Genomic DNA, 22,743 nt, shown 5'->3' with positions numbered 1-22,743 from the left:
ATATATCATAAGATATTCTAGAACCTCTTATTTATCATCAGATTTAAAAAGCCTAAATTAAATTTGTTTGATCACATTATAATACAAATGTAAATTTATCATAAAATATGTACCTAAATATTAATAAAGAAGAATAGAAAAACACATCCTCAACAATATTAACTATTGAAATACACAAATCGGTTTGTAAATATTATAATAGAGGACATTGAATCAGCTAAAAGAATATAAATCAATCAAAAAAGAATATAAATCAATCAAACCTTTTTTTTATTAAAACTGATATTATATGAATACATCAAAAAAACTTCTGTGTATGCTTTCTGTCAGTGTTCTCTCACTCACAGTAATGAGCATAGGTGTGCAAGCTAATTCCGGGCGACACGAAAATTCATCCGGATTGCAGCAAGCGATAGGAAAAGTAGAAGGTATGGTTGTAGATCAAAATGGCGAACCTCTAATTGGAGTCAGCGTTGTTATTGATGGTACAACTATAGGTACAACAACTGATATAGATGGTAAATACTCCTTAAATGTAAAAGATAATAATGCAAATCTCATCTTTTCGTATGTAGGTCATAAAACAAAGATTGTACCAGCCAATAAATCAGTTATAAATGTAACAATGGAAGAAGATACCCAATTGATGGACGAAGTAGTAGTAATTGGGTATGGAGTAATGAAAAAAAGTGATGTCACAGGAGCTATATCATCAGTGAAAGCTGATGCAATTACAAGACAGCCTACATCGAATGTAGCACAATCGCTACAAGGACTTGTGGCGGGTGTAACTGTTACATCGAATTCGGGTGCACCGGGTGGATCGGTAGCTGTACGTGTGAGAGGAATTGGTACTGTAAACAACTCCGATCCTTTATACGTAGTGGATGGGATGCCGGTTAGTAATATAGATTACCTGAGCAGTTCTGACATACAATCAATGGAAATACTGAAAGATGCTTCTGCTACAGCTATCTATGGAGCTAGAGGTGCAAATGGTGTTGTATTAATCACGACAAAACAAGGTAAAGCTGGCAAAACGACTGTTACTCTCGACGCTTATTGGGGAGCAAGTAAGATCCTCAACAATTTAGATTTAATGAGCGGATCTGAATGGTATGGCCTAGAAGTAGCGAAAGGTTTGAATGTTGATGATTTTACAAATAAATACCATCTTAGTCAAAATACATCGACAGACTGGATGAAAGAAATCACCCGCACTGCTGCCATTCAGAGCTATAGTGTAGGAATATCGGGTGGTATGGCCGATGAATATACATATAATACAGCTGTTAATTACATTAATCAAGAAGGGACTATAAAGAAAACAGATTACGAAAGAATATCAATCAGACAGAATGTTGAAAAAACGATCGTAAAGAAAATTCTTTCTGTAGGTACCAACCTGAGTATAACTCAATCGAAAGAAAATCGTATTCTGGAAGGAAGTAATACTGTAGGTATTGTAAACTCTGCGATTAAACTTGAACCGGTAGTTCCAGTTAAAGATAAAGATGGTAAATATGGTTTTTCACCATACCAAGATTATAATAATCCGGTTGCAGACATTGAATTTACAAATAACAAACGTAAAATTTTCAACCTTGTTGGTAACATGTATGGCGACCTTAATATCGTAAAAGGACTAAAACTAAGATCCAGCTTCGGAGCAGAAATAAGAAAGACAGATGATTATCAATTCTTACCTGTATATGAGGTATCAAGCTACCAGAAGAATCCTGTAAATCAGGTGACACGCGGATACAGAAAGTACAATTACTATGTATGGGAAAACACATTGTCTTATATCAAAACCTTTGCCGAAAAACATAATATTAATGCAGTTATAGGTTACACCAATGAATGGGGTCGTACAGAAACACTTCAGGGAGTAAAGAAAAATACACCTAACGACACCTACGAACTACAATATCTGGATGCTGCACAAACAGGAGATGCCGCAACGGGTACGGCTTGGGAATCATCCCTTATATCATATCTGGGACGTGTAAACTACGATTTCGATGATCGTTATCTGATTACAGCTTCTATCCGTCACGACGGTTCTTCCCGCTTTGGTAGCGATCACAAGTACGGAACTTTCCCTTCCGCTGCCTTAGGATGGAAAATATCGAATGAGGAGTTCTTCAAAAATATGAATGCAAATTGGATTTCCTCTCTAAAACTTAGAGCCGGTTGGGGACGCATAGGTAATCAGAATATTAAAGATTATATGTATCAAAATCTGTTAACTAACCTAATACAGTATTCATATCTGTATGGAACGCCTAAAGAAATACTAAATCAAGGTATAGTAGCTATACAACTAGGCAATAAGAGTGTGAAATGGGAATCGACAGAATCTACAAATATCGGATTAGATGCAAATCTTTTAGATGGACGATTGACATTCAGTGGGGAATATTACTATAAAAAGACAAAAGATATGTTGATCGTGGAGCCATTACCTAATTATATGGGTTATGAAAACGGTCCATTAACCAATGTGGGTAGTGCAACCAACCAAGGTGTAGAATTTACAGTAGACTGGAGAGATCATGTTGGCGATTTCAATTACAATGTTGGTTTCAATATATCCACAATTCGCAATAGAATGACTAGCTTAGGCGACGGAGGTACACCAATGGTAGGAGGAGCTATCAGAAATGGTAATGCAACTTATACAAGAATAGGTTATCCTATCGGAGCATTCTATGGATATAAAACAGAAGGGCTGATACAAAATGCGGAACAATTAGCAGAAGTTAGAAAACTACAGCCAAATGCAGAATTGGGAGATGTTATTTTCGCAAACACAAATGGAGATAATGCCTTAAATGACAAAGATAAGACCATGATTGGAAATCCTATACCGGACTTCATCTATGGTATAAATTTGGGAGCATCATACAAAGGTTTCGACCTGAATATACAAATAGGTGGAACATACGGAAATGACATATTTAATGCTATGCGCTACTTTACTTACGATCTTGCATCTATGACAAACAAAGATCGCAAAATGCTAAATTACTGGACTCCTGAAAATACAAACACAGATGTACCACGATTAGCTAAAGTAGATACTAACGACAACAAACGTATTTCAGACCGCTATGTAGAAGACGGATCATATCTGCGCTTACGTAATGTACAATTAGGTTATACACTACCTATATCGCTCACAAGAAAAGCATATATGCAAAAAGTTCGCTTTTATGTAACTGGACAAAATCTGCTGACATTTACAAGCTATAGCGGAGCCGATCCGGAAGTTGGACAAATAGATAGCGATAATTATCTAAGCCGTGGAGTCGATCTAGGAACCTATCCTCAAGCTATGACAATAACAGGCGGTGTGAGTATAACATTTTAATTAATAAAGGATTATGACAATGAAAACAAATAAATTATTGTATCTGTTTATCGGGATTGGAATATTCCTGGTAAATGGTTGTACAGATCTAGATAAAGAAAAATTAGGAGCACTCACACAAGAAAGCTTCTTCAAAACAGAAAAAGATGCCTTCCAGTCAGTAACTGCCGCTTATTCGGACTTGAAGGACTATCGTTTCACATGGACTTTCTGGGCATTTGGCGATGTACTTTCCGATGATGCTACATATAGTGGTTCTGATGACGACGTATCGGCTTATGCCCGTATGGAAAATTATGATTACCCTGCCGATAATGGACGTATATTAAACCGTTATGTCTTATGCTATAGAGCTATCAACAAAGCAAATCAGGCTATCGAAGGCATAAGTAAAATGGATAATGGCTTATTCTCTACATACAATAAGGAACAGCTTATCGGCGAAGCCTTATTTATCAGGGCCTTCGCTCATCACGAATTGGTAAAATGCTTTGGAGATGTGCCTTTATTTACCCATACTCCGACTGTGGCTGACAAAGGAAAAGCAAGAACACCAAAAGCAGAAGTTTATGCTCAGATCGAAAAAGACCTCGAAGATGCAGCCAAAGTATTGCCAAGAAGATCGGAAGTAAACTATACTACATATGCCGGACGCATTACACAAGGTGCCGCATATGCTTTACTATCCAGAGTATATTTGTTTGATGAAAAATTTGACAAAGCGAAAGAAGCAGCATACGAAGTAATTAAGACCAATGATTATGAACTAGTCGACGACTATGGGTTTCAGTTTACTGTTGCGGGAGAACATTGTTCCGAATCGATTTTTGAAATCACACATTACGATTCTCCAAATCAATCGGGAGCAACAAATAACAATGGTAACTTCCACGTGCTCATGATGCTTCCATTTGGCACTACTTACGGATATGGAATAGATCAGCCACTTCCGGCTTTAGCTACGGCTTATGACGAAATTGGTGACACTGAAAGAAAAGATGCAACTCTTCTAACACCTGAAGACCTGAAAGAATGGGAAACACCTGAAGATTTTGCAAAATTGGAACGCAATAGAACTGGATATTACAATCAAAAATATTATTTACCTCCGGCTCAACGTTCAAAAGAGATCAGAAACAACCAGCTAAACATCAAAGTTATTCGTTTAGCCGAAGTATACCTAAATTACGCAGAAGCTTGTACCAGAGGTACTACAAAGGATGAAGGCGAAGCTAAAAAATATTTGAAATTATTACGCGACAGAGTAGGACTTCCTGCTATCACATCTACAGGAGATGCTTTAGTTAACGATATTCTAAAAGAACGCCGCTTAGAATTGGCTATGGAAGGATTCCGTTTTTGGGATGTAATCCGCTTTGGTAAAGCGCCTGAATTATTCACAGGTTTTGTAAAAGGACGTGACGAAATATTACCTATTCCTCAAGATGAAATAGATAAAAGTAACGGATCTATTACCCAAAATCCAAGATAAAATACTACATTATAGCTTTTAATACAATCTCTTTTAAATAAAGGCCGGAATGGCTTTACCGGCCTTTATTTAATTAAAAACGTTATACAAAAAAGTTTAGAAATGAAAAGGAAAGTTTGTTATTTTCTGTTTATCATTAGCCACATATCCGTTATTGTATCTGCACAGACTACAGAGCAACGGGACACGCTTTCCGTAAACTTAACCGAAATCTGTCGCAGATATGTATCCTCAGGAGTGGTATCTATCGACAGTATACTTTTTGATAAGAAAAGAAAGGAAGCTTCAATTTATACAAATGTAAGCCTCTCATATATTCCATTTACAGAGCAAACTGTAAGTGAAATTGAAAATTGCGCATCTGATATTTTACCCGACGCACAAAAACGATATAAGATAAATATTATCACTGACGGACAGAATATCCGTAACTTAGTTCCCAACTTCTATAGGGAATCGTATAAAAAAGACAATAGCAAAGTTTTTGCTAACAAAACATCGAATATTCCTCTAAAATCAAATATATCTACTCCTTATCCTGCATTTCCAAATGGTTTGACGAATCGTCATATCGCCCTTTGGCAAAGTCATGGATGGTATTACGAGCAAAAACTGGCACGTTGGGAATGGCAGCGTGCTCGTCTGATGCAAACAGTCGAAGATCTGTATACACAAAGCTATGTACTGCCATACCTCGTACCAATGCTCGAAAATGCAGGAGCAAATGTTTTACTTCCTCGTGAACGTGATATACAACGCCACGAAATAATTGTAGACAATGATGGAAATGCTGATAAATCTATATATAAAGAAACAGACAGCTGGACAGTTGGCTCTAGTGTGGGATTTGCAAAGAAGAAAGAGTCGTATCTGGATGGAGAAAATCCATTCAGATCTGGCTCTTGGAAATATACAAAGACAACCAACAGAGGTAAAGAAAGCCTGTGCGAATGGATTCCCGATATTCCCGAAAAAGGCAAATACGGCGTATATATTTCGTACCAGACTGTTGAAAACAGCACGGAAGACGCCCTCTATACAGTACATCATTTAGGTGGAAAGACCGAGTTCAGAGTCAATCAGACAATGGGAGGAAGCACATGGATATTTCTCGGCTATTTCTCATTTGACAAAGGTGTAAATAATCAATGTAAAGTAACATTAAGTAACAGAAGTAATAAAAATGGACGTATCGTAACAGCCGATGCTGTAAAAATAGGAGGAGGTATGGGAAATATAGCACGCCTACCCCACCCTGACGGCTTAGTTACCGAAAATACAAAAAGCTCAGATTCAATACAAGTTGGAACAGTAAAGACATTACCAAAGATAGATTATCAACCCAAAATAAGCGGTTATCCTCGTTACACCGAAGGAGCTAGATATTGGCTGCAATGGGCCGGTGCCCCTGATAGCATCTATAACCGTAGTGAAAGTAAAAACGATTATACGGACGACTTCCAGAGTCGTGGGTATTGGGTAAACTATATATCAGGAGGTTCTTCCGTATTACCCCAAAAAGGCGGCTTAAATATTCCTATCGATCTTGCTTTTGCCTTTCATACCGATGCAGGAATCAGCGATAATGATTCTATTATAGGCACACTTGGTATTTGCATGACTCACTTCAATGACGAGAAGTTTGAAAATGGAAAATCCCGCTGGGCATCACGCGATATGACAGAAATCATAATGAACGAAATTATCAAAGATATTCGTTCAGATTATGAACCCGAATGGTCGCGCCGCCACATATGGAACCGTTCGTACAGCGAAGCTCGTGTACCTGAAGTTCCGACTATGCTCCTCGAACTATTATCACATCAAAACCTTGCTGATATGCGCTATGGTCTCGACCCACGCTTCCAGTTTACAGTAAGCCGTTCTATATATAAGGGAATGTTGAAATTCTTATCTTCTCAATATGGGTATGATTATATTGTTCAGCCATTACCCGTAAAATCTTTTAGTGCAGACTTTCTCTCAGAGACACAAGTTGAGCTAAAATGGCTTCCGGTGGAAGACAAAGCCGAACCGACATCCAAAGCTGAGAAATATATACTTTATACCCGAATAGATGACAATGATTTCGACAATGGAATACTCATTAATGATAATCATACAAAAATCACAATTGAGAAAGATAAGATATATAGTTTCAAAATCGCTGCTGTAAACAATGGAGGTGAAAGCTTCCCATCCGAAATATTATCTGTTTGCCGAAAATCGGACGAACAGGGGTGTGTACTTGTTGTCAATGGATTCAATCGTTTATCTGCCCCACACAGCTTTGCTTCTACAGACAGCATTGCAGGATTCGTTGATTTTATCGATCATGGCGTACCCGATAAAATACAATACAATTATGTCGGCAGCCAATACGAGTTCAGACGCCAAATACCATGGATAGACGACGATGCTCCGGGCTTTGGTGCTAGCAACGGAAATTTCGAATCGTCAATTATAGCCGGTAATACGTTCGATTATCCCTATCTTCATGGAAAATCGATTGTAAACGCAGGATATTCTTTCATTTCAGCTAGTAGTGATGCTATATGCAACGATCAGGTAGATTTAACAAAATATAAGCTTACCGACCTCATTTTGGGCAAACAGAAACAAACAAAGATAGGGCGTGGCATAAAAGCCGCTGAGTTCAAAACGTTTCCAAAAGAATTACAAGATAAAATAACCAGTTATTGTAAACAAGGTGGAAATATATTTGTCAGTGGGGCTTATGTAGCCTCCGACCTTTGGGACTCAGACAACCCACAAGAATCTGACCAGAAATTTGCATCTGACATACTAAAATATAAATGGCGTGTGGGGCAAGCTGCTGTTACGGGACAAGTAAAAAGTGTAGCTTCACCATTTGCAATCACAAATGGAAAATACGCATTCTATACACAACTTAATCCGGATTCATATGCTGTTGAATCTCCCGATGCTATAGAACCTGCTCAGGAAAACAGCTATACAATTGTAAGATATAGTGAAAACAATCTGAGTGCAGGTATAGCTTACAAAGGTGATTATAAGACATGTGTATTAGGCTTCCCTTTCGAAACAATAATGAATGAGAATAGTAGGAATGAATTGATGAAAAATTTACTTAATTTCATGTTTGAATAACGATGATAAAGAAAAATATATAATTAGTAACACTATAAATCGACATAGAAAATGAAAATAAACTGCTTTATACCTTTTCAAAGTAGCGAACAAGTAAAAAATACAATTGCATCGCTGAAAGAATCTACATTGGTAAATAAAATTTACCTGCTTACAGATAATGGCTGCAAAGATAGAATTGAAGATTGCGAAATAATAGATATCGACTCTCTGCGATCATCTGTAACTATCAAAAAGATAGCGGAGAAAGCAGACGTTGAGTATACATTGATATACACCAAACAGGCAGATTTGCGTCTAGGTATGTTTGCATTAGACCGTCTGATCCAAATAGCTAAAGATTCTAATGCCGGACTTGTCTATGCCGATCATTATCAGGTAATAGGTAATGAAAAGAAAAACAGTCCGGTTATAGCCTATCAAAAAGGAAGTCTACGCGACGACTTCAATTTTGGCTCGGTATTGATTTACAAAACCGAGGAACTGAAGAAAGCCGTAAGCAAAATGGATAAAGAATATAAATTTGCTGGAATTTACGACCTACGGTTGAAAGTTTCTCAAGAAAGAGATTTAGTACATATCAACGAATATCTATATACAGAAGTAGAGAACGACACACGTAAAAGTGGTGAGAAAGTTTTCGACTATGTAGACCCTAAAAATCGCGAAGTACAGATTGAGATGGAATTCGCATGCACCGAGCATTTAAAGAAAATAGGCGGATACCTTGCGCCACAATTTAAAGAGGTGGAGTTCGATCAATCAGATTTCGAATACGAAGCATCTGTTATCATCCCTGTACGCAATCGCATCCGTACAATAGCCGATGCTATTAGGTCTGTGCTAAAGCAAAAGACTAATTTCAAATTCAATCTCATTGTTGTAGACAATTATTCTACCGATGGTACAACAGAAGCTATCGATCAGTTCGCCACAGATGAACGCTTAGTACATATCATTCCCCAAAACAAAGAATTAGGTATCGGCGGATGCTGGAATGCAGGTGTACATAATTCGAAATGTGGAAAATTTGCCATACAACTCGATAGCGACGATGTATATTCTGACGAAAATACTCTTCAGAAAATAGTCGATGCTTTTTATGAGCAAAACTGTGCTATGGTAGTAGGATCGTATATGTTGACCGATTTCGATATGAACATGATACCTCCGGGCATAATCGACCATAAGGAATGGACTCCCGAGAATGGACGTAATAACGCACTGCGTATAAATGGATTGGGAGCTCCACGAGCATTTTACACTCCGGTTTTGAGAGAGATTAAAGTACCAAATACAAGTTACGGTGAAGATTACGCCTTGGGATTATACTTTTCACGTGAATATCAAATTGGCCGAATCTATGATGTACTATACTTGTGTCGCCGTTGGGACGATAATTCTGATGCTTCTCTCGATATAGTAAAAATGAATGCACATAATACATATAAAGATAGAATAAGAACATGGGAATTAGAAGCTCGTATCGCTTTGAATAAGAGCAAATGAGTTAATTGGTAATTAAACACACCTTGAGTGGGAGCCGGATTTCCTGCTATATAAATCCGGCTCCCAATTTAAAACAAACAACTATTATGAGTATTTCGTCGCAAAAAATACAGACACTATTTACCAATCAATTGGAAACCTGGGAGCAAGCTAAAGGAAACTACAGTGCTCTAAAAGCCGTAGAGTCGAGAGATTTTCTCTTTGATAAATTTTCTATCAGGGTACAATTTAATCCCGCACGCATTCAGTCTTCCGCTGCAAAAGTTGATACCAAATCGATACAAGAACGGAAATGCTTCTTATGCCCTGCCAATCTGCCGACTGTGCAAACAAGTATTCCATTTGGCGAAGATTATCAGGTATTAGTAAATCCATTTCCAATCTTCCCTACACATTTTACGATACCAACATATAAACACATAGACCAACTCATATTTGACAGATTTGGAGATATGTTAGATCTGGCCAAAGAACTTGATAATTATACCATATTCTATAATGGTCCTAAATGCGGTGCATCGGCTCCCGATCATGCCCACTTTCAGGCAGGAGTCAAAGGATTTCTCCCTCTCGAACAAGACATGCTAAATATTACGAAAGAAAGTATATATCAATCGGAGGGACTGACTGTATACACTGTCAACGAGTATCTCCGTAATTTATTTTTAATCGAAGCCACAGATAAACAAGAAGCTATCTTATTTTTTAAGAAATTATATAATTTATTCGACCTGAAGGATGACGACAAAGAACCGATGATGAACATCCTCACATGGTATGAAAACGAGAGATGGTATAGTGCTATATTCCCTCGAAAGAAACATCGTCCGGATTGTTTTTATGCCGAAGGAGATGACAATATGCTGATTAGTCCTGCTGCGGTCGATCTCGGAGGAGTCTTTATTACTCCGTTAGAAAAAGACTTTAATAAAATAACAGCAGAAGATATCAAAACTATCCTCAAAGAAATTTGTATCGATGATGAAAAGATGCAGACTATTATTAACATGATCAAAGAAAGACAATAATATATGGAACCAAAAGTCAGTGTTGGTATTCTCTGGAATAAAGAAATAACATTTGTACTAAATACACAGTATATGTGTATGGAAGAAGTAACGACGGGTGAAAATTCTGTTTCGTTAATAGACGGACAAATCCTTTGGAACGGAGTTTTATATAAAGAATTACACTTCGAGCCTATAAATGATGATGCTTCATTCACGTTAAAAAATGTAGTTATCGGAATCAACTTTCATTGGGAACGTAAAGAAGACCAACAATTTCAGGGAGCATTGAAATTAATAGTCAAAGATGGACAAATAACAGCTATAAATCTTATCAAAGTAGAGGATTACCTTACCAGCGTTATTTCATCCGAAATGAGTGCTACAGCTTCGATGGAACTACTTAAAGCGCATGCCGTTATCTCACGAAGTTGGTTATTAGCCCAAATAGAGAAGAATAAAGAAATACTGGCTAATGAAGAAGAATATTCTACATTTACAGAAACTGACAATGAACTTATCCGCTGGTACGATCGTGAAGATCACACTGATTTTGATGTATGTGCCGACGATCATTGTCAACGGTATCAAGGAATAACCCGTGCTTCGGCAAATATAGACGTCGTAAAACAAGCAATAAAAGAGACACGCGGCCAAGTATTAAAATCGGAGGGTAAGATATGTGATGCCCGCTTTTCGAAATGCTGCGGTGGTATAGTTGAAGAATTCCAGAACTGCTGGGAAGATATAAAATTCCCATATCTGGTTAAATTAAGAGACGATGTTAATAGTAACGACATACCCGATCTTACAATAGAATCCGAGTCTGTAAAATGGATAGAGTCACGTCCGTCTGCATTCTGTAATACGCAAGATAAAAAAATACTAGGACAAGTATTAAACAATTACGATCAGGAAACCACCGATTTTTACCGTTGGCAAGTAACATATACTCAAAGCGAACTATCTGCTTTAGTACTCAAACGTTCGGGCATAGATTTCGGTACTATTGAAGAACTTATTCCTGTAGAAAGAGGCACATCCTCACGCTTGGTAAAACTAAAAATTGTAGGATCAAAGAAAACTCTCACAATAGGTAAAGAATTAGAAATAAGGCGTATATTATCCACATCGCATTTATACAGTTCTGCCTTTACCATAAAAAAAGAAGGCGACACATTTATTCTTACCGGTGCAGGCTGGGGACATGGTGTAGGGCTTTGTCAGATAGGTGCTGCAGTAATGGGTGAAAAAGGGTATTCTTACGATAAAATTTTGTTACACTACTATGTAGGTGCAAGCATAGAAGAATTGTATTAATCATTTATTTGAAATAATAAATCTGCAATCATAAAGAAAGACGCATGAAAGAAAAAAAGACATCACCATGGGCTTGGATACCATCGTTGTACCTTGCCGAAGGATTACCTTATGTTGCCGTAATGACTATTTCGGTGATCATGTACAAACGTATGGGCATCTCTAATACCGATATAGCACTATATACCAGCTGGCTGTATTTACCATGGGTTATAAAACCTTTCTGGAGTCCTTTTGTTGACTTATTAAAAACTAAACGTTGGTGGATTGTTACCATGCAATTACTTATCGGTGCAGGGTTTGCCGGAATTGCATTCACTATTCCCCTCCCCTTCTTTTTCCAGGCGACATTAGCATTCTTTTGGTTGTTAGCATTTAGCTCGGCAACACACGACATTGCAGCCGATGGCTTTTATATGCTTGGGCTAGATACCAATCAGCAAGCTATGTATGTTGGTATCCGAAGCACCTTCTATCGTGTAGCTACCATTATGGGACAAGGAGTGCTTATCATTCTTGCAGGATTCCTGGAGAGTACGTCAGGAAGTGAGCCTGTAAAAATAAATATAGAAGCATCGCCTCAATATACTCAATCTACTTTATTTATTCCCCAAATACATAATACTAGTCCACAAGATGGTGAAATACATTTCATCACCGACAGAGAAATTGTACAGATTGGCACACATGGCGTAAATAAAGACAGCCTACAATTATTCCTAGATAGCATTACCGTATTAAATCAAGAGAACGGATTTGTACTAAAAGAGGCTAAAAAAGAAAATAGTAAAGAGAAAGCCAGTGAAAGATGGTGGACCTCGCATGTATCTGCTCCGCTAGGTAACTGGATAAAAAATACATTCGGGGAGAAACGTTTTGTCGCCGAATCGGATCATACAGGAAATATTGGTATTGTAGCAATCTGGCTATCCAAACAGCCTGAGCAAGATAAAGAAATGATACTGAACACAACTATGAACAGAGGTGATAACAGTATCTCCCTATTACAAGGCGATCGTCTATCTTTCAATGCTACCAATTGGAACAAACCGGCCTATATGGTATTCCAAATAGATCCTAAGCTGACAGAAATCAGTAGTGCAGAGTATAAAGGACTATCAGGCAATATTCCTTTTGCATGGTCTATCACATTCTTCGTCTTGGCGGGATTGTTTTTATTCTTCAGTTTCTATCATAGAGTAGCATTGCCAAAACCCGATTCGGACAAACCGCATACACATATCACCGCTGCTTCTATATTGGGTGAATTTACCGAAACATTTAAATCTTTCTTCAAAAAACCGCAAGCTGCTGCTGCCATATTTTTCATGCTTACTTATCGTTTCTCGGAGGCACAACTGCTAAAACTAATAAATCCGTTCCTGATCGACCCTAGAGATGTTGGAGGCTTGGGACTTACAACCGGTGAAGTTGGGTTTGTATATGGTACAATAGGGATTATAGGCCTTACCCTTGGTGGGATTATAGGCGGATTTGCTGCTGCTAAAGGCGGATTAAGAAGGTGGTTATGGCCTATGACATTGAGTATGTTGCTCACAATCGCAACATTCTTATATCTTAGCTTTTCACAGACAGATAGCCTGATTGTAATAAATATATGTGTATTTATAGAACAATTCGGTTATGGATTTGGATTTACAGCATATATGCTCTACCTGATGTATTATTCGGATGGAGAACAAAAAACCGCTCACTATGCCATTTGTACAGGCTTTATGGCATTAGGAATGATGCTTCCGGGCATGTTCGCAGGTTGGTTACAAGAGCAATTGGGATATAATCACTTCTTTATCTGGGTTATGATATGCTGTATTGTTCCTATTATAGCCGTTGCTTTACTAAAAATAGATCCTAACTATGGTAAAGCCAAGAAAGAAGAACCTATAGAAAAATAACTATATAGCTCTATATTGATATGAAAAAAACACTCATCATACTATCGGCTCTCCTGTTGGTTTCACTCGCATCCTTCTCCCAAAAGGTAAAGATAAAGACAGGTATCGAGGTTTTGAAGAATCAAAACTTCAAAATTTTGGAAGGCAAACGAGTCGGGCTAATAACCAATCCGACAGGTGTCGACAACAATATGAAATCGACTATAGATATATTGCATGAAGCAAAAAATGTACGACTGATATCTCTTTTCGCACCAGAACATGGCGTTCGCGGAGATGCGCATGCTGGCGATAATGTCGAAAATACGATCGATACCCGTACCGGATTACCTGTCTATTCACTGCATGGTAAAACAAAATCGCCTACAGCCGAAATGCTAAAAGATATAGATGTATTGGTATATGATATACAAGATATAGGTTGCCGTTCGTTTACCTACATCAGTACAATGGGGTTAGCAATGGAAGCTGCCGCAGAGAACAATATTGAGTTTATTGTGCTCGACAGGCCGAATCCATTAGGAGGACTAAAAATCGAAGGGGGATTGATAGATAATAAATTTACATCATTCGTAAGCCAATATTCTATCCCTTATGTATACGGTCTCACTTGTGGTGAATTAGCATTGCTCCTCAACGGAGAAAATATGCTAAAGAAGAAATGCAATCTGCAAGTCGTAAAAATGAAAAGTTGGAAAAGAAAAATGACATACGATCAAACAGGTCTGCAATGGATACCTTCTTCGCCCCATATTCCACAGCCTATTTCGGCAGTATTTTATCCTGTATCGGGTATTTTGGGAGAACTAGGATATATGTCTATTGGAATAGGTTATACAATACCATTTCAACTGTTTGCTGCAGAATGGATAAATGCTGATGATTTGTCTGCCAATCTCAATAAGCTACAATTGCCCGGATTATATTTCAGACCAATACATCTCAAACCTTTTTATTCGGTCGGACAAGGTAAGCAATTGCAAGGGGTACAAGTACATATAATAAACTACGAACAGGTCCGTTTATCAGAAATACAATTTTATGTAATGCAGGAAATAGCTGTTTTATATCCAGACAAAGCTATATTTGACAATGCAGACGAAAAACGTTACAGAATGTTTGATCAAGTGAGTGGAAGTGATTATGTAAGACTTACCTTTGCAAAAAATAATAGATTCGAAGATATAAAAGACTTTTGGTATAGTAAAACAGAATCCTTTAAACAATTATCGAAAAAATATTACTTATATAAATAGGTCTAAGATCTTAAATAAAAAGAAAAATTAGCTATCATATATACAAATAGAAAATCCATAAAACTATGATATTACTGGCAGACGGAGGGTCGACCAAGGCCGATTGGCGTTTGGTAGATAAAGGACAAGAAATAAAAAAAGTGATTACAAAAGGTATAAATCCTTTCTTTTGTACCCACGAAGAGATCAGCAAAGAAATAGATAATACTTTGTGCCCATCTCTTAATGGTTATAATATCGAAGAAGTACACTTTTTCGGCGCAGGCTGCGCTAACCCTGAAAAAAATGTTATTGTCAGAAATGCCATAGCTGATAATATAAAAGCATCGCGAATAGATGTAAACAGCGACTTGCTTGCTGCTGCAATAGGTTTGTGCGGACATAATTCGGGTATAGCTTGCATTATAGGAACAGGGTCCAATTCTTGTTTTTACGATGGCAAGTCCATTGTCGAAAATGTTTCACCTCTAGGTTATGTATTGGGTGATGAAGGAAGTGGCGCTGTCTTAGGGCGGTTATTTTTAGGTGCATGCCTGAAGAATCAACTTACAAAGGGATTAAAAGAAAAATTCTTGTCGGAATACAATCTGACTCCACCCCTTATTTTAGACAGAGTATATAAACAACCCCTGGCAAACCGTTTTCTGGCAAGCCTCTCGCCTTTTATCCTTCGCCATATCGAAGATGGCAGCATCTATAAACTGGTACACAATGCATTGGAAGACTTTTTTGTGAAAAACATAATGCAATATGATTACAAGAACAACAAAGTGCATTTTACCGGATCTGTAGCATATCATTATCAGGATATATTACATAAAATAGGAACGGAACTTAACATTCGTATAGGAACTATCGCTCAATCTCCTATGGATGGGCTTATCGCATATTATAGCTAAAATATATAATACTAATTCTTAACTTTCGATTATATAATGACTTTTATAAAAATAACAGAACAGCCATCGCATTACGATAATCTGGAAAATAAATCTGTCTTAGAATTATTGACCGACATTAATAAAGAAGACCAAAAAGTAGCGTTTGCTGTAGAAAAAGCAATACCACAGATTGAAAAACTTGTATCACAAATAATACCACGCATGCAACAGGGTGGACGAATATTCTATATGGGCGCAGGCACAAGCGGAAGACTCGGTGTATTGGATGCCTCAGAAATTCCACCTACGTTTGGGATGCCAAATACACTTGTTATAGGACTTATTGCAGGAGGCGATGTTGCACTACGCAATCCGGTAGAAAAAGCCGAAGACAATATGGAAGCAGGCTGGAAAGAATTACAGGAAAGAAATATCACAGATAAAGATACTGTGATAGGCATAGCTGCATCAGGTACTACTCCTTATGTTGTAGGTGCATTGCGTGAAGCACGTAAGCATGGCATACTTACAGCCTCTATATCCAGTAACCCCGACTCTCCCATTGCAGAAGAGGCTGAAATAAAAATAGAAATGATTGTTGGTCCTGAGTTTGTAACAGGCAGTTCGCGCATGAAATCGGGTACCGGACAAAAAATGATCTTAAATATGATTACCACCGCCACTATGATCAAATTGGGCAGAGTTAAAGGTAATCGTATGGTAAATATGCAATTATCAAATGTAAAGTTAGTAGATAGAGGAACACGAATGCTTGTCGACGAATTGGGTTTAGATTACGAGCAAGCAAATAGATTACTCCTTCTTCACGGTTCCGTAAAGAAAGCAACCGATGCTTATAGAGCAGAAAATCAGCAATAATTTTAACAAATAAACTCACTGAGTTGAAAGATTAATAAAATTTATTAACAGGACATCAACAAATTAACTCTTTTGTAAACGTATTTTTTACTACCTTTACCGAAGAGTTAATTTTTATACGATTTATTAAATCTAAGACCCAAAAGAAATGAAATTCAAAACAAAAAGCTTATTCGCATCATGTGCAATTCTAGCTATTGCACTTGCTTCTTGCAACAGCACACAACCTAACACCCTAACAGAGAAAGAAAAAGCCGAAGGATGGCAACTACTTTTCGACGGTAAAACAATGGCCGGCTGGAAAGATTATAACGGAACTACACTTACCCAACCGTGGCATGTAGTAGATGGATGTATCCAAGCTAAAGGAGATGGAAGCGATGCCAGCGGATATATCGTTACAGATAAAGAATATGAAAACTTTGAACTATCGTGGGATTGGAAACTATCGAAAGGTGGTAATAGCGGTATGTTATACCATGTAGTAGAACGCCCTCAATATAGTGTACCATATGTAACAGGACCTGAATATCAACTTATCGATGAACCTAATTTCCCTGAACCTCTCGAACCTTGGCAAAGGCTGGGTGTAGATTACGCTATGTATTTACCTGATACAGCCTTGATGAAGGTTAATCCACAAGGAGAATGGAATAATTCAAAAATAGTATTCGATAACGGCCATGTAGAACATTGGCTTAACGGAGTGAAGATATTAGAATTTGAAGCGTGGACCGACGATTGGTTTGCTCGCAAAAACAGTGGAAAATGGAATAATGCTCCAGAATATGGTTTGGCGAATAAAGGTGTAATATGCTTGCAAGATCATGGTTATCCTGCATCGTTCCGAAATATTAAGGTGAAAGAGCTTCCTCGTAAAACGAAAGAAGTAAATCTTTTTAACGGCAAAGATCTTACCGGATGGGATGTATACGGAACAGAAAAATGGTATGTAGACAATGATGGGCTACTCGTATGCGAAAGCGGACCGGACAAGGGATACGGATATTTAGCCACACGTGAATATTACAACGATTTCGACCTTACTGTAGAATTTAAACAAGAAGCTGATGGCAATTCAGGCGTATTCATTCGTTCTTTTATTGAGAAAGATGTGAAAGTAAACGGTTGGCAGGTAGAAGTAGCTCCTAAAGGACACGGTACAGGTGGTATCTACGAATCTTACGGTCGTGGATGGCTGATAGAAGCGCCTAAAGAAAAAGATGATGTATTGAAAGTCGGTGACTGGAATACAATGCGCATACTTGTACAAGGAGACAAAGTAACAAGCTGGCTCAACGGAGAGGAAATCGTTAGTCTAGAAGATGAAAAAATAGGAAAAGGACAAGGCCGTATTGCTTTACAAATACATGATGGCGGCGGTATCAAAGTATTGTGGCGCAATTTAAAATTAAAAACATTGTAAGATTATAGCACTGTTTATTTTAAAATAATAAAGAGTATAAAAAAGGAGTGAAAATATTTCACTCCTTTTTATTTTTATATGTCAGAATAACATCTTATTTCTTATCCTCTGTATTCATCTCATCTACACGAGCTAAAGGAATAGTTACATTTTTATCCTTTTCAGCTTGTCCTTTCAGATACGAAGGCAGATTCATTCCTGCCATTCCGAACAAGTCATTCAACGGAGGTACGGACTTCATAAGACCTGAAATAAAGTTAGCTGTCGATGTCTTACCATCGTCACCTACACCATTGCCTGTATCCCAAACCGTAACCTTATCTATCTTGATATTCTTAACAGCCTCAACCTGAGTCTTAACCAATTCAGGAAGTTTCTCAATCAACAATAGCTGATAAGCAGCCACAGGGTCTCCTTTAGCGGCATTAACCACATCTCTATATCCTTCAGCTTGCTTGGTCAATATTTCGTATAAACCACGAGCTTCGGCATCCATCTTCGCAAAGATAGCATCTGCCTCCCCTTTTGCTTCTTCACGTTTTTGTTCTGCTATGGCTTGTGCTTCAATAATCAATTTTTGCTTTTCTATTTCGGCAGGAACTACAATATTAGCTATCTGAGTTGAGCGTTCTCTTTCCGAACGTGCCATTTCTGCTTTTTGTTCTGCAATATACGCCTCTTCCAAAGCTTTTGCTTGTTGAACTTTTTCAGCAGCTACAGCCAAACGAGCCGCCTCTGCTTCTTTTTCTCGACGTAAAGCATCTGAGCCGGCAATCTCTATTTTTGCTGTATTCTCTCCTTTTACTGCAATGGCATTAGCTTCCGCCATTTTCACACGGGTATCTCTCTCTGCTTCAGCCTTACCGATAGATTCGTCTCTAACAGCACCTGCAATACTCACTTCTTTATCTTTTTGAGCAAGGGCTATAGAAACGTCCCTATCTCTATGAGTTTCAGCGATCTGAACATCTCGCATTCGGTCGGCGACAGCTTTACCTGTTTCTCCGATTTTTTCTTGTTCGGCTACGCTAATTTTAGCTTCGTTTATTGCTTTTGCAGCAGCTTCTTTTCCTAAAGCCTCAATATAACCCGACTCGTCATTTATATCTGTAACGTTTACGTTTATTAGTTTCAAACCTATTTTACGCAATTCCGTATCTACGTTCTTCGAAATATTGTCTAAAAATTTATCACGGTCCGAGTTGATTTCTTCAATCATCATCGTAGCGATAACCAGACGTAACTGTCCAAATAGAATATCCTTTGCCAATTCCTGAATTTGTGAAGTAGTTAACCCAAGAAGTCTTTCAGCAGCATTATTCATATTTTCCTTTTCGGTAGAGATCGCAATCGTAAAACGACATGGAACGTCGACACGAATATTCTGCTTACTCAATGCACTTGTTAGATTAGCCTCTATTGAAATAGGCTTTAAGTCTAAATATGCAAAATCCTGAATAACAGGAATAATAAAAGCGCCACCACCATGTATACATTTGGCTGATGCCCCACCCGTCTTTCCATATACGACAAGTATTTTGTCCGACGGACAACGCTTGTATCTCGACACCATAGCCGAAATAAATACAAACAGAGCAATGACACCTACCACAATAATGATAACACCCTCTGATAAAATACCATCCATAATTAATTAAATGTTTAGTTGTTTATGTTTAAAATAAATAATTTCGTTTAATGTATTTGCTACTTACTTATAGGAGTCACCAGTAAAATTCCTCCTTCTATAGCATCGACCCTAACTAATGAACCACTTCTTATATCTTCTTCAGAAGCTGTTATCGCAGGTAACTCGTGTGTAGATCCTTTTATACTTACAAAGATTTTACCTTTACCTTTTTTTGCAGCCGGAATATTCATATACACATCAGCTGTTTGTCCGATAGTATCTTCGATTTTGAATGTATTATCTTCTGACAATTTCATCAAAGCTCTCATTACTAAGAAGAAAATAACAATAAATAATGTTCCTACTAAAAAGGCTACTATCCCTAATACAAATTTATTTTCGAACGAAGTATATAATGATGCGCCTGTCCATCCGAAACCTAAAAGAAAATTGACTAAATTTCGTAGTGAAAATAATTGAAAAGGAGAACTGGCTCCATCCAGATTACCATCAAAATCGGCATCGACACCAGTATCGGCATCAGCTCCAACAAAAGTCATAATGGTTTGAATAATAAAGATAACACTTGCTCCTATAGCTACATACCAATAGAATTGTTGAGTAGCCTCCATACTTGCGAAAAACTCTTTCATAGCAGTTTCTAGTTAATGGTTAATGCGTTTTTATATAGTCTATACAAATATAATATTTTTTTTAAGAAATGCAACCATTTGGATACTAAGCCGCAAAATATTTCCAAAATTATTTTTTCATTTAGAATGTACTCTTATTTGAGTGGAAGTAAAATTTGAATTATCATTTTGCACAGAGTAGATCTGAGCCTCTTATTACTTTAGACTAGCCATCTCCCACCCTATAATTGCAGACTTACGAGCACTCTCCCAATGATATTGACCAATCTTACCCGACGACAAAATCACACGATGACAAGGTATAAGATATGCAACCGGATTTTCTGCAATAGCTGTCCCTACCGCCCTACTAGCACCAGGACTACCAATACGCTCTGCAACATCACGATATGTGGCTAGTCCTCCTCTCGGAATCTTGAGTAATATTTCCCATACTTTTAACTGAAAGTTAGAGCCAGCCACATGAAGTTGTATTTGTTCCGGCTTTTGCCAATCTTGAGTGAATATATAAAGAGCATTTTGTTGTATACTATCTGTCAGTTGTTTGTATTCAGCATTAGGAAATACATGTTTCATTTCTTGCAAAGCTGAGACTTCATCCTCCACAAATGCCATATAACAGATTCCTTTAGAAGTAGATGCGATTAGTATTTCGCCAAATGGCGTTTCTGCAAAGCTATAATTTATAGCCAAGTTTAGGCCTCCGTTTTTATATTCCCCCGGAGTCATTCCCTCTATATTCACAAACAGGTCATGCAAACGCCCTGTACCCGACAAGCCAACTTCAAAAGCCGTATCAAAGAGGCTTGCTTGAGTTTCCTTCAGCATTTTCTTTGCATTTTCAACACTGATATATTGTAAAAACTTTTTGGGGCTTACTCCTGCCCATCGGGTAAACATTCGTTGAAAATGAAAAGGACTTAAGGCAACATAGCTAGCTACCTCATCCAAATCCGGTTGAGATTTATAATTTCCGTTTATATATTCAATCGCATCCTTAATGCGAATAAAGTCAATAATCTTCTGCTTATTCATAACAAGACAAATTTAAATATTATATATGGCAAAGCTAATCTTGTAAGTCGAAAAAACAAACCCGATTCTTGCGAGATATTAAATTTGTGTTTGTTACTTCAATACTAGAAGTCTAAGTTCGAGAGAAATGCCTTAAGTTCTAAAAGATTATAAATATACTAGTTGCTCTAACCTACATTTGCTCTATATTAAGTATAAAAATACATTTGATATCAATTAGCCTCTTAATAACTGTATCGTACGATATAGAGGAATGTACTTTTACCAAGCAATGTCATTCCTGTTCCGGAACAATTACCGGCTTGCCCTCTACCTAATGAAATGTTCCATTGTAAACTTTTTGTCAACAAGCATGGTGCAGAAAGCGTACCTCCATGATTTGAATAAGCATAGGTATCATGAGATGAATTAGAATGAATCCTTGCCCCCGATGATGGATAAGCATCGTTCGGAAAATCAACAAAATAAGAGGACAGATCACAGTTTGCGTTATGCATAGCTTCGTAAGTAAATTGAACAACATAAAAACCCGGAGCGAAAGTTATTTTTGTTCCATCGGCTGATAACTGTATATAATCAGGTGTAGTGTTGACAAGCTGAATCATATTTACAGCCTGACCTTCACCTAACCTAACACCACTCAAGAAATTTGTAATATTATTATTCAACATGAAAGCTGCCGGTTGGGGGTGGACTAAGTTTTTTAGTTGTTCCATTGCATTTGCTAGCGATTTTTCATCAACTATCATATTCCATGCTGTACCATCCCATTTATAAAGACCCTGTGATAAGTTTTTCGATGTCGATATAGTTAAATTATAAACCATCAATCCAGTATGCGTTTGTTTCAGTCTCGTATATTCGTTCACATTATTCAATATAAAAGAGGAATCGATTAAAGGAGCCAGGCTCTTAGTATCTAACAAATGAACTCGAGGCATGAGCAACCCTCCGGATATAGCTGTTTCTAAATTTCCGGCATCAAGATCTGCTTTCTTTTCCTTTATATCCAAAAGTGCCCCTTTTTCAGGGGGAAGACCCGACCCAATAGTTACTTGAGCTTTTATATTTAAAATTTGAAAACTTAAAAATATAGCAGATATCAATATTGTTAAGTGGATTTTATTCTTTTTCATAAGATATTTGTTAAACAGTTTAAATAAAATAAACTCTATCAAAAAAAGATGTAAACATCTGGTAATCTGATATATTAAAAACAAATAAGTAAAAT

At 37.5% G+C, this 22,743-nt stretch carries 15 protein-coding genes; 11 read left to right on the top strand and 4 right to left on the bottom strand.

Annotated features, from left to right (window positions below):
- The first annotated feature begins 289 nt into the window (after nt 1-289).
- The 11 genes from JGH11_RS11935 to JGH11_RS11885 all read left to right on the top strand — a co-directional run bounded on the left by JGH11_RS11935 (nt 290) and on the right by JGH11_RS11885 (nt 18,194).
- Nucleotides 290-3,376 (top strand): TonB-dependent receptor, encoded by a 3,087-nt coding sequence (locus tag JGH11_RS11935; protein ID WP_201112008.1) that lies wholly within the window; start codon nt 290-292, stop codon nt 3,374-3,376.
- A 19-nt stretch (nt 3,377-3,395) separates the two neighbouring features.
- Complete coding sequence (locus tag JGH11_RS11930) at nt 3,396-4,868, top strand: RagB/SusD family nutrient uptake outer membrane protein (RefSeq protein WP_201112006.1); 1,473 nt, start codon at nt 3,396-3,398, stop codon at nt 4,866-4,868.
- Between the two features lie 102 nt (nt 4,869-4,970).
- Nucleotides 4,971-8,000, top strand: coding sequence for a xanthan lyase (locus JGH11_RS11925; RefSeq protein ID WP_201112004.1), 3,030 nt, complete (start codon nt 4,971-4,973; stop codon nt 7,998-8,000).
- Nucleotides 8,001-8,051: 51 nt separating this feature from the next.
- Nucleotides 8,052-9,509, top strand: a complete 1,458-nt coding sequence (locus JGH11_RS11920; protein ID WP_201112002.1) for a glycosyltransferase family 2 protein — start codon at nt 8,052-8,054, stop codon at nt 9,507-9,509.
- An 86-nt stretch (nt 9,510-9,595) separates the two neighbouring features.
- Entirely contained in the window at nt 9,596-10,537 is a 942-nt protein-coding gene (locus JGH11_RS11915; protein WP_201112000.1) for a DUF4922 domain-containing protein, read from the top strand.
- Nucleotides 10,538-10,540: 3 nt separating this feature from the next.
- Entirely contained in the window at nt 10,541-11,836 is a 1,296-nt protein-coding gene (locus JGH11_RS11910) for a SpoIID/LytB domain-containing protein (RefSeq protein ID WP_201111998.1), read from the top strand.
- 44 nt (nt 11,837-11,880) lie between these two features.
- Nucleotides 11,881-13,752 (top strand): MFS transporter, encoded by a 1,872-nt coding sequence (locus JGH11_RS11905; protein WP_201111996.1) that lies wholly within the window; start codon nt 11,881-11,883, stop codon nt 13,750-13,752.
- 20 nt (nt 13,753-13,772) lie between these two features.
- Nucleotides 13,773-15,008: an exo-beta-N-acetylmuramidase NamZ domain-containing protein gene (locus JGH11_RS11900; RefSeq protein WP_201111994.1), complete on the top strand. Its 1,236-nt coding sequence runs from the start codon at nt 13,773-13,775 to the stop codon at nt 15,006-15,008.
- A gap of 65 nt (nt 15,009-15,073) precedes the next feature.
- A complete protein-coding gene (locus JGH11_RS11895; protein ID WP_201111992.1) occupies nt 15,074-15,907 on the top strand; it encodes a BadF/BadG/BcrA/BcrD ATPase family protein in 834 nt (277 codons plus the stop codon).
- A gap of 36 nt (nt 15,908-15,943) precedes the next feature.
- Entirely contained in the window at nt 15,944-16,768 is an 825-nt protein-coding gene (gene murQ / locus JGH11_RS11890) for an N-acetylmuramic acid 6-phosphate etherase (protein WP_201111990.1), read from the top strand.
- Between the two features lie 148 nt (nt 16,769-16,916).
- Entirely contained in the window at nt 16,917-18,194 is a 1,278-nt protein-coding gene (locus JGH11_RS11885) for a DUF1080 domain-containing protein (RefSeq protein WP_201111988.1), read from the top strand.
- Between the two features lie 94 nt (nt 18,195-18,288).
- Here the strand turns inward: JGH11_RS11885 and JGH11_RS11880 are convergent, their stop codons facing one another.
- The 4 genes from JGH11_RS11880 to JGH11_RS11865 form a co-directional block, all read right to left on the bottom strand.
- On the bottom strand, nt 18,289-19,842 hold the full coding sequence (locus JGH11_RS11880; RefSeq protein ID WP_201111986.1) for a flotillin family protein: 1,554 nt from the start codon (nt 19,840-19,842) through the stop codon (nt 18,289-18,291).
- Between the two features lie 59 nt (nt 19,843-19,901).
- A complete protein-coding gene (locus tag JGH11_RS11875) occupies nt 19,902-20,477 on the bottom strand; it encodes an NfeD family protein (protein ID WP_201111984.1) in 576 nt (191 codons plus the stop codon).
- Nucleotides 20,478-20,672: 195 nt separating this feature from the next.
- Complete coding sequence (locus tag JGH11_RS11870; protein ID WP_201111982.1) at nt 20,673-21,512, bottom strand: methylated-DNA--[protein]-cysteine S-methyltransferase; 840 nt, start codon at nt 21,510-21,512, stop codon at nt 20,673-20,675.
- A gap of 224 nt (nt 21,513-21,736) precedes the next feature.
- Nucleotides 21,737-22,648, bottom strand: coding sequence for a hypothetical protein (locus JGH11_RS11865; protein ID WP_201111980.1), 912 nt, complete (start codon nt 22,646-22,648; stop codon nt 21,737-21,739).
- Nucleotides 22,649-22,743: the final 95 nt, after the last annotated feature.

Source organism: Dysgonomonas sp. Marseille-P4677 (assembly GCF_016652235.1).
GTDB lineage: Bacteria > Bacteroidota > Bacteroidia > Bacteroidales > Dysgonomonadaceae > Dysgonomonas.
Note: the sequence above shows the minus strand (reverse complement) of the source record. Positions and strands in the feature narration are given on the sequence as shown.

Excerpts from the sequence above, each read along its gene's own strand:
- JGH11_RS11925 (WP_201112004.1), top strand. The coding sequence starts at position 4,971 with ATGAAAAGGAAAGTTTGTTATTTTCTGTTTATCATTAGCCACATATCC.
- JGH11_RS11935 (WP_201112008.1), top strand. The coding sequence starts at position 290 with ATGAATACATCAAAAAAACTTCTGTGTATGCTTTCTGTCAGTGTTCTC.
- JGH11_RS11910 (WP_201111998.1), top strand. The coding sequence starts at position 10,541 with ATGGAACCAAAAGTCAGTGTTGGTATTCTCTGGAATAAAGAAATAACA.
- JGH11_RS11895 (WP_201111992.1), top strand. The coding sequence starts at position 15,074 with ATGATATTACTGGCAGACGGAGGGTCGACCAAGGCCGATTGGCGTTTG.
- JGH11_RS11905 (WP_201111996.1), top strand. The coding sequence starts at position 11,881 with ATGAAAGAAAAAAAGACATCACCATGGGCTTGGATACCATCGTTGTAC.
- JGH11_RS11930 (WP_201112006.1), top strand. The coding sequence starts at position 3,396 with ATGAAAACAAATAAATTATTGTATCTGTTTATCGGGATTGGAATATTC.
- JGH11_RS11885 (WP_201111988.1), top strand. The coding sequence starts at position 16,917 with ATGAAATTCAAAACAAAAAGCTTATTCGCATCATGTGCAATTCTAGCT.
- JGH11_RS11865 (WP_201111980.1), bottom strand. The coding sequence starts at position 22,648 with ATGAAAAAGAATAAAATCCACTTAACAATATTGATATCTGCTATATTT.
- JGH11_RS11920 (WP_201112002.1), top strand. The coding sequence starts at position 8,052 with ATGAAAATAAACTGCTTTATACCTTTTCAAAGTAGCGAACAAGTAAAA.
- JGH11_RS11900 (WP_201111994.1), top strand. The coding sequence starts at position 13,773 with ATGAAAAAAACACTCATCATACTATCGGCTCTCCTGTTGGTTTCACTC.
- JGH11_RS11915 (WP_201112000.1), top strand. The coding sequence starts at position 9,596 with ATGAGTATTTCGTCGCAAAAAATACAGACACTATTTACCAATCAATTG.
- JGH11_RS11880 (WP_201111986.1), bottom strand. The coding sequence starts at position 19,842 with ATGGATGGTATTTTATCAGAGGGTGTTATCATTATTGTGGTAGGTGTC.
- JGH11_RS11870 (WP_201111982.1), bottom strand. The coding sequence starts at position 21,512 with ATGAATAAGCAGAAGATTATTGACTTTATTCGCATTAAGGATGCGATT.
- JGH11_RS11875 (WP_201111984.1), bottom strand. The coding sequence starts at position 20,477 with ATGAAAGAGTTTTTCGCAAGTATGGAGGCTACTCAACAATTCTATTGG.
- murQ (WP_201111990.1), top strand. The coding sequence starts at position 15,944 with ATGACTTTTATAAAAATAACAGAACAGCCATCGCATTACGATAATCTG.